Origin of the sequence: Microcoleus asticus IPMA8 (assembly GCF_013179805.1) — a bacterium.
In the GTDB taxonomy this organism is placed as follows: Bacteria; Cyanobacteriota; Cyanobacteriia; order Cyanobacteriales; family Microcoleaceae; genus Microcoleus; species Microcoleus asticus.
The window spans coordinates 1-7,819 of the sequence record NZ_SRRZ01000200.1; the positions used below are offsets into that span (position 1 = coordinate 1).

General features: G+C 42.6%; 6 protein-coding genes. All 6 read left to right on the top strand.

Annotated elements, in window-relative coordinates; genetic code table 11:
• Positions 1-566 (top strand): sensor histidine kinase (locus E5S67_RS30220; RefSeq protein ID WP_172192922.1); only part of this gene is annotated, 566 nt, incomplete at its 5' end.
• A 95-nt stretch (positions 567-661) separates the two neighbouring features.
• On the top strand, positions 662-877 hold the full coding sequence (locus tag E5S67_RS30225; protein ID WP_172192924.1) for an ATP-binding protein: 216 nt from the start codon (positions 662-664) through the stop codon (positions 875-877).
• A gap of 339 nt (positions 878-1,216) precedes the next feature.
• The gene (locus E5S67_RS30230; protein WP_172192926.1) at positions 1,217-4,147 is read left to right on the top strand and encodes an amino acid permease; all 2,931 of its coding nucleotides are present in this window, start codon (positions 1,217-1,219) and stop codon (positions 4,145-4,147) included.
• Between the two features lie 4 nt (positions 4,148-4,151).
• The gene (locus E5S67_RS30235) at positions 4,152-4,523 is read left to right on the top strand and encodes a response regulator (RefSeq protein WP_172192928.1); all 372 of its coding nucleotides are present in this window, start codon (positions 4,152-4,154) and stop codon (positions 4,521-4,523) included.
• A gap of 86 nt (positions 4,524-4,609) precedes the next feature.
• Positions 4,610-5,947 (top strand): hybrid sensor histidine kinase/response regulator, encoded by a 1,338-nt coding sequence (locus tag E5S67_RS30240; protein WP_172192930.1) that lies wholly within the window; start codon positions 4,610-4,612, stop codon positions 5,945-5,947.
• Between the two features lie 154 nt (positions 5,948-6,101).
• A complete protein-coding gene (locus tag E5S67_RS30245) occupies positions 6,102-7,496 on the top strand; it encodes a hybrid sensor histidine kinase/response regulator (protein ID WP_246277056.1) in 1,395 nt (464 codons plus the stop codon).
• Positions 7,497-7,819 lie beyond the last annotated feature (323 nt).

Here is a 7,819-nt window from a genome sequence, read left to right on the forward strand (position 1 = left end):
AAAGAGCTGACAAAATCGTTGGCAATATGCTGTTGCATTCGAGAGGACAAAGCGGTCATTGGGAAGCCACAGATATCAATAGTTTATTGGCCGAATATATCAATCTAGCCTATCACGGGATGCGAGCTAAAGAAACAGCTTTTAACATTACCATAGAAACTGACTATGACAATGACATTGGCCAAGTAGAGGTCGTGCCACAAGACATAGGTAGGGTTTTTCTTAACATTATTAGCAATGCTTGCTATGCAGCCCATAAAAAGCAACAAGAAATGGGGTCAGAATTTTCACCTATACTTGACGTGAAAACTCGAAATCTGGAAGGTCGGATTGAAATTCGCATTCGCGATAATGGCGCAGGTATAAAGCCAGAGGTACTCGATAAAATTTTCAATCCATTTTTTACGACAAAGCCACCAGCAGAAGGTACGGGTCTAGGTCTTTCTATCAGTCAAGATGTTGTCGTCCAGCAACATCGCGGAGAACTAAAAGTCGAAACAGAAGTAGGAAATTACACAGAGTTTATCATCACATTGCCGAAAAAAACAGCAGAAATCAAGGAGTAAAAAAAATGAAAGTAATGGTTGTAGACGACGAGGAAGGTATTCAGTTATTGTTCAAAAATTCGGATAAGAATCAGTGTTAAAGATCGTGGGCCGGGATGACGAGCGAGGTAAGAAAGCGACTGTTTAGTCCTTTCTTTACAACTAAACCTGTGGGTGAAGGCACTGGCTGGGGATGCTCCATCAGCTATCAGATTGTGGTGGATAAGCACGGCGGAGATAGGAGGTGTTTATCGCAGCCAGATCGGGGTACAGAATTTGCGATCGAGATTCCCACTAGGCAGAGCGATCGGGTAAAGATGAAAGCGAGTTAAGGGGAGTTAAACAAAAAATCAGGGTAAAGCCTGGTAAAATCTAGCTCGCGATCGCATTTTTCCAATTTCTTTGTAATACCGGAAGTCCCTAAACACCCAACGACTTAGCAGAAGCCCTTAAGGGCATAGCTAAAATAACGCGAAATTAGCAAAAGCCAGAAGTCAGAAATAAAATGTAATATTAAAGATGGATTGAGATAGATTTTCATGGTTGACTGGGAAAGGCAGCTTTGCCAAAATTTAAGAGTAGCAAAAATACTTAACAAAAAAAAGTAGAACTCTCTAAAGCTGAATATCGGGGTAGCGATTGCAACATCTAAAAAATAATAGGTAAAATTGATGGCGATAGGCATCCGACACCAGCCGGAAAACGGCTACCACTCAGAACCAACTCAGGGTTCCCCAAGAGAAAATCTTAATAGCCGATCGCTCATGCGCCTGCCTCGAAGCTTGAGTGCGGTGGAAACATCGGGCTTTGGACTCACCGGTCACGCCAATTGGTTTACTATCGCCACAGCCATCCAAGCAGCGATCGGGCCGAGCGCCATCTTCGTTTGGTTGCCCGGTATCATCATGGGTATGATGCTCAACCTACAGGTAAAACGCATCGGTGAGTATTTCCCAGACATGGCTGGGGGAACGCCCAACTATACCGCCCGACTGCTGAAAAATTATCCGGGTCTGGGAAGCTATGCAGCGATCGGATACTTTTTAAGCTGGGTAGCAACACTGCCAATTTCTGCGATCGTACTGACGCAGCTAATCAAAGTCAACCTCAATAGTTTAGGTTTTAGCTGTCCTGAAACTTTACTAAATATTACCTTCACGCTCCTACCCTTCATTTTGACCTTCAGCGGCACTCGCGCCTTAAGTATTCTGCACGCCTTTTTTGTATTGCCGACAGTCGGTGTATTATCCGTTTTTTCCATTTATGGTCTATTATGGTTAGCTATTTCCCCAAACAGTCCCGGATTTTTCCCCGCAACTTGGCCGTCATTCACCTTTATTGACTGGGCTAAGTGGTTTTACTTTGGTACATACATCTTCTACTGCTGTGACTCCGCCGCCAGTTTCGTAGCGGATAGCCGCCACCCTACTAAAACCTTGCAGTTTCTCAAAATTTCCGCACTGGGGATGCTGCCTGTGATTTTAGGAGGCGCTTGGGTACTGATGCGCTTGGCCACTGCTCCTGGTCTGAAAGATGACGTATTCTTGAATTTATTAGCTGCCTGTCAGGTATTGTGGGGGCCCTGGGTTCCCTCCCTCGTCACGTTTCTGGTGGTCGCTAGCTGTCTTCTGAGTTGCGCGACCATAGTTTCCAACTGCCCCCGGATGTTGTACCAACTTGCCGTCGATGGACATATTTCGCCAACATTCGCAGTTGTATCCCGACGCGGTGTATTTGGATTTGGGCTTGTCTTAGTTTTGGTTCTGAGTTTAATCTGTCTAGCTTGGGGAAATGTCCCTCGGCTTGTGGCGATTACTAATGTTGGCTTGGTTGTGTGCCTGACACTATTCCATCTATCACTGTGGCTGCGGCGGGGTAGTCCAGAAGTTCGGTGGCCTTGGTGGTCGCTGGCCTTCTTCATAATAGATGCGGTGGTGCTGGTAGTCGGAGGCTTGGCTTGGGGCTGGCAAGACTTTATCATTGGGTTGTGTTTTCCCCTTGCCGTTTTGGCAGTAGATGCAGGGATAAGTCGCATTGCCTTTGCCCCCTTTCATCCGTCGTGGTGGATTCGGCTTTACCGCAACAGAAGCCAGAGCAAAATGCCAGATTTTGTGGCATTTCAGGTTGTAATTTTGATCTTGCTGATTGTCAGCGCCGTCGCTGTCGGCTGGATTTTTGGCATCAAATTATATGCTAACTCTAGTGTTGGATTGAATCTATTAGTAGTGCTGGTTTTATTAGTTGCTTTCGTTGGGGTGGCCGTTGCCTGCTGGACGAGTTTACCCCAAGTCGTCTCAATGGACGAGGCACGAGAGGGAGCAGAACAGCTATTTACCATTGCCCTAGATGCGATCGTAGTGCTGGATGAAAAAGGTGTAATTCGCCAGACTAATCCTGCTGCTGAAAGCGTCTTCGGAATCAATTCTACTAGGCTAATTGGATCTCACCTGAACAAATTATTACCCGGATTAGAGACTCAGCCAGAAGACTGGCTCAGTCGCAGCGAACAAACTCTCAAGTTGTCCAATGGAGACTCGCGTATTCTGGAAGTTTCCATCTCAGACCGATTCTCTCAAGATGCTTCCCTTTCCAATCAGGATCTGCAAGAATATGTGGCGATCGTCCGCGATATCACCGATCGCAAGCAAGCCCAAGAAGCACTGCAAAAAGCTAATGAGGAACTAGAAATCAAAGTTGAGGAGCGTACCTCTGAACTCACCCACACTGTAGAGCAATTGCAGAATGAAATTCAAGAGCGCCAGCGGATCGAAGCAAATCTCAGAGCTATGCAAAATCAGATTGTTGTCCAAGAAAAACTAGCTTCTCTGGGCAGTTTAACAGCCGGAATTGCCCACGAAATCAGAAATCCCTTAAATTTTGTCAACAATTTCTCAGAACTTTCTGCTGAATTAACCGAAGAACTGTTTGAAGAATTAGAAAATCAAGGAGAACGGTTAGAGCCAGAAACCAATGAATACATTACCGAGCTGTTAACCGATCTCAAAGGAAATCTTAAAAAAATTCATCAACACGGTCAAAGAGCTGACAAAATCGTTGGCAATATGCTGTTGCATTCGAGAGGACAAAGCGGTCATTGGGAAGCCACAGATATCAATAGTTTATTGGCAGAATATATCAATCTAGCCTATCACGGGATGCGAGCCAAGGAAGCTAATTTTAACATTACCATAGAAACTGACTATGACAATGACATTGGCCAAGTAAATGTCGTGCCACAAGACATAGCTAGGGTGTTTCTTAACATTATTAGCAATGCTTGCTATGCCGCTCATAAAAAGCAACAAGAAATAGGGTCAGAATTTTCACCTATACTTGACGTAAAAACTCGAAATCTGGAAGGTCGGATTGAAATCCGCATTCGCGATAATGGCGCAGGTATAAAGCCAGAGGTACTCGATAAAATTTTCAATCCATTTTTTACGACAAAGCCACCTGCAGAAGGTACGGGTCTAGGTCTTTCTATCAGTCAGGATGTTGTCGTCCAGCAACATCGCGGAGAACTAAAAGTCGAAACAGAAGTAGGAAATTACACAGAGTTTATCATCACATTGCCGAAAAAAACAGCAGAAATCAAGGAGTAAAAAAATGAAAGTAATGGTTGTAGACGACGAGGAAGATATTCAGTCTTTGTTTACTCAAAAATTTAGAAAAGAAATCAAAGCAGGGCTAATCCACTTTTATTTTGCCCTGTCAGCAGAGGCGGCACTGGACTACTTAGAAAATCATAAAGAAGCGTCGATTGTTTTGATTTTGTCCGATATTAATATGCCAGGAATGAATGGGATAGAACTGCTCAGAATTATCAAAGAAAAGTTTCCCGATCTAAAAGTTTTTATGATTACCGCTTATGGAGATGAAAGAAATTACCAAACCGCAATCGCTTATGGAGCTGATGACTATATTACTAAACCTGTTAATTTTGAAAGCCTGAAAAATAAAATAATCAATTTGGAGTAAATTCACAATGAAACATAATTGGTAATTGCTACCTTCCCATCCTCTCCTTCTGCCTTCAGGGTTCTACTAGTAACAGAGAGACTAATATGTCAGCAAAAATACTGTTTGTAGATGACGAAAAAAATTTAGAATATCTAATTTCCCAGGTATTTAGAAAAAATATCCGCACGGAAGGATGGCAGATTTTTTTTGCTAGTAATGGTGTAGAAGCGCTGGAAAAATTGAAAGAACACCCGGATCTGGATATAGTATTGACCGACCTTAATATGCCTGAAATGGATGGCATGACTTTACTATCTAGACTTAATCAAATAGACCTACCTCTGAAAACAATAGTTATATCAGCCTATGGCGACATGGAAAATATCAGAAATGCCATGAACTTAGGTGCCTTTGACTTTCTAACCAAGCCGATAGATTTGGAGGATTTAAAGATTACCATCAACAAAACGCTGCGTGATGTGCAACACTTAAAAGAAAACCAGCGCTTGCGGGAATCAGAAGCTCGCGCTAGAGAACAAGCTCAGGATTTACAACAAGGTCTGCAAGAGCTAAAAAAGACCCAAGCTCAACTAATTCAGACCGCAAAAATGTCTTCTTTGGGTCAACTGGTTGCGGGAATTGCTCATGAAATTAACAACCCTGCTAGCTTTATCTATGGCAATATTAGCCACGTCAGTGATTATATCCACAACCTAACCCACCTGCTAAATCTATATCAGCAGCAGTACCACCCACCCACTTCTGAGATTGAAGCTGAAATCAAAGCCATAGATTTAGAATTTATGATAGCAGATTTATCTCAAATTCTGGCTTCGATGAAATGTGGTGTTAACCGCATTCAGAAGATTGTTTTGTCTTTGCGTAACTTCTCAAGGCTGGATGAAGCTAACATAAAGTCTGTTGATATTCATGAAGGGATTAAAAGCAGCCTGCTGATTTTGGATAACCGACTTCAAACAACGAAAGTGCGTCCTGAGATTCAAGTGTTTGAGGAGTACAGCCATCTGCCTTTAGTGGAATGCTATGCGGGAGAACTAAATCAGGTGTTTATTAACATTCTTTCTAATGCGATTGATGCTTTGAATGAGTACAATAAACAACGGTCACTAGATCAGATCTCGGATCTCCAGAGTGCCATTACTATTCGCACTGTTCTGCTAGAGAAAAATTCCCGTGTCGTCATTCAAATTCGGGACAATGGGCTGGGAATGACCGCAGACGTGAAAGACCGTATTTATGAACCTTTTTTTACTACTAAGCCTTTAGGTCAAGGTACTGGTTTGGGTCTCTATATCAGCTACCAAATTATAGTGGAAAAGCATGGGGGCACATTGAAGTGTGTTTCAGAGGTGGGGGAAGGAGCGGAGTTCTGGATTGAACTTCCAATCACACAAACTAAGGCTGAACTCGACTTGAGCTAATCAATCGCCCTCTACCAAACTCAGGCCTATTACAGCCGTTAGGTTTGCCATTGTAGAAATCAGCCTTTTCATGACTCTTGCAATAATAATATATAATAGAACTTAAAGTATATAAATATTACTCGGATAAGTTAATCAATGCAAGGGGCAAAAAATGTCGCATCCGACCGAAAAATATCGCAAGTTGTCAGCAAAAATACTGTTTGTGGATGACGAGCCAGATTTAGAATCTCTAATTTCCCAGAAATTTAGAAAAAAGATCCGTGCGGAAGAATACCAGGTTTTTTTTGCGTATAATGGCGTAGAAGCGCTGGCAAAGTTACAAGAACAACCGGATATAGACATTGTGCTGACTGACATTAATATGCCAGTTATGGATGGGATCGTTTTGTTAGGGAAACTTAATCAGATAGCTTCCCTAGTCAAAACAATAGTTATATCGGCTTATGGCGACTTGGGAAATATTAGAAAGGCGATGAACGCCGGAGCATTTGATTTTTTGACTAAGCCTATAAATTTTCAGGATTTAGAAATTACAATTAACAAAACATTGTCCCACGTACAACAGCTAAAGGAAAACGAGCACTTTCGCCAAGAAAGAGAGGAGAAATTGCAGCAATCGGAAGCGCGAGAGCGAGAAAAAGCTATTCAACTAGAAATTGCACTCCAAAATTTACAGCGCACCCAAGCTCAGCTTATTCAGACTGAGAAAATGTCTAGCTTAGGACAACTCATTGCAGGTATTGCCCACGAAATTAATAATCCCGTTAATTTTATCTATGGCAATTTAACTTATGTCAATGAGTATACTCAGCAGCTATTGAGTTTAATAAACCTTTACGAGCAGCACGGTGCCCACAATCACCCTGAAATCGAAGTTTTAATTAAAAACATAGAGCTAGAATTTATCCGAGAAGATCTGCCTAAAATGCTATCTTCGATGAAAGTAGGGGCTGAACGTATCCGTCAGATTGTGCTGACGTTGCGGAACTTCTCGCGGCTTGACGAAGCGGAAATGAAACCCGTTAATATTCACGATGGCATCGACAGCACTATAGTCATTTTGCAGAGTCGGCTCAAGCCTAAGCCGGATTATCCACCTATTCAAATTATTCAAGAATACGGAGATTTGCCAAAAATAGAATGTTATGCCTCTCAGTTGAATCAGGTATTTATGAATTTGCTGAGCAATGCCATTGATGGCTTGAATTACTATGACAAAAAACGCAGCTTGGAGCAAATAAAAAAAGATCCTAGTACGATTACAATTCGTACTTCTATGCTGAATGACGATTGGGTAAGAATCAGTGTTAAAGACAATGGGCTGGGGATAACAAGTGAGGTAAGAACGCATCTGTTTAGTCCTTTCTTCACAACTAAACCTGTGGGTCAAGGCACTGGTTTGGGATTATCTATTAGCTATCAGATTGTGGTGGATAAGCACGGCGGAGATTTGAGATGTTTATCGCAGCCAGCAGATAGGGGTGCAGAATTTGTGATTGAGATTCCCATTAGGCAACGCGCTCAGGTAAAGAGGGAGGCAACTTAAGGAGAATTCAACAAAAAATCAGGGTAAAGCCTGGTAAAATCTAGATCGCGATCGCACTTCCCCAATTTCTCTGTAATTGGTGAAGTCTCCCAAACACCAAACGACCTAGCTGAAGCCCTCGATAGTAGATTTTGCGTCGTCGGTCAACTTGTCAGTGTTCCGGACTGGTTAAGGCGAGGCGTGAGGGTGCGAGCACGCCTTCACCATGTGCCAGTTGCGTAAGTTTTGAACTAATAATTAGGGCTTGCTGGATAAGTGCAGAAAGGTTACACGGCCTGGTTATGCGATCGTCCGATCAAGAAAAGTGTGCAAGATAAACAGGT

Coding starts and splice junctions, on each gene's coding strand:
- E5S67_RS30225 (WP_172192924.1), top strand. CDS start 662: ATGACGAGCGAGGTAAGAAAGCGACTGTTTAGTCCTTTCTTTACAACT.
- E5S67_RS30240 (WP_172192930.1), top strand. CDS start 4,610: ATGTCAGCAAAAATACTGTTTGTAGATGACGAAAAAAATTTAGAATAT.
- E5S67_RS30245 (WP_246277056.1), top strand. CDS start 6,102: ATGTCGCATCCGACCGAAAAATATCGCAAGTTGTCAGCAAAAATACTG.
- E5S67_RS30230 (WP_172192926.1), top strand. CDS start 1,217: ATGGCGATAGGCATCCGACACCAGCCGGAAAACGGCTACCACTCAGAA.
- E5S67_RS30235 (WP_172192928.1), top strand. CDS start 4,152: ATGAAAGTAATGGTTGTAGACGACGAGGAAGATATTCAGTCTTTGTTT.